This window comes from Rhizobium sp. RAF56 (assembly GCF_052113965.1).
Classification (GTDB): Bacteria; Pseudomonadota; Alphaproteobacteria; order Rhizobiales; family Rhizobiaceae; genus Rhizobium.
Window position 1 is genome coordinate 1 of record NZ_JBFRDU010000120.1, and the last position, 893, is coordinate 893.

Annotated in this window: 1 pseudogene; it reads left to right on the forward strand. The window is 59.0% G+C overall.

From position 1 onward, the window contains the following. Positions 1-92: 92 nt before the first annotated feature. Positions 93-893 (forward strand): annotated as a pseudogene (locus tag AB4048_RS28845) (IS630 family transposase); the annotation flags it as partial.

The following is an 893-nucleotide window of genomic DNA, read 5'->3' on the forward strand; positions in this document are numbered from 1 at the left end:
CTAGACCGTTTCCGCTTTGGTCTGAATCTGAGGTGATTCCCGAATCAGGATGATTGTGATTCAAGATGCTGGCTGGATGGAGGCCAGTATCTATGACCCGACCTTTGTCGAACGACCTTCGTGATCGCGTTGTCGCTGCTGTGTGGAGCGGCGACAGCAGCCGAGCTGTTGCGGCCCGCTTTGGTGTTGCGGTCTCTCCGGTTGTCAAATGGTCTCAGCGCTATCGTGCGACCGGCTCGGTGGAACCGGGCAAGATGGGCGGCCATCGCAAACGTATTTTGGAACCGCACCGCGCCTTCATCGTCGACCGGCTTAACCAGAACTCGCATCTGACGCTGCACGGTTTGAAGGCGGAGCTGGCGGCGCGCGGCATCACTGTCTCCCACAATACGATCTGGGAATTCATTCGACGCGAAGGCCTGCGCTTCAAAAAAAACACTATTCGCCCTTGAGCAGGCCCGTGCCGATGTCGCTCGCAGGCGTGAGCGATGGAAGGGCTTACAGCAGCATCTCGACCCCACGCGCCTTGTCTTCATCGACGAAACCTGGATCAAGACCAACATGACGCCGATCAGGGGCTGGGGGCCAAAGGGCAAGCGTTTGCGCGCCTTTGCTCCGCACGGTCACTGGCGTACACTTACCTTCCTCGGCGCTTTACGCTGTGACCGGTTGACCGCTCCTTGTGTCTTTGACGGACCAATCAACGGCGCGTGCTTCCGCGCCTATGTCGAGCAGCAGCTCATACCGGTTCTCAAACCCGGCGATATCGTCATCATGGACAATCTCGGCAGCCACAAATCGGCCGCCGTCCGCCAAGTCATCAAGGCGGCTGGTGCTCGCCTCTGGTTCCTGCCACCCTACTCACCAGACCTCAATCCGATCGAGCAGGCCTT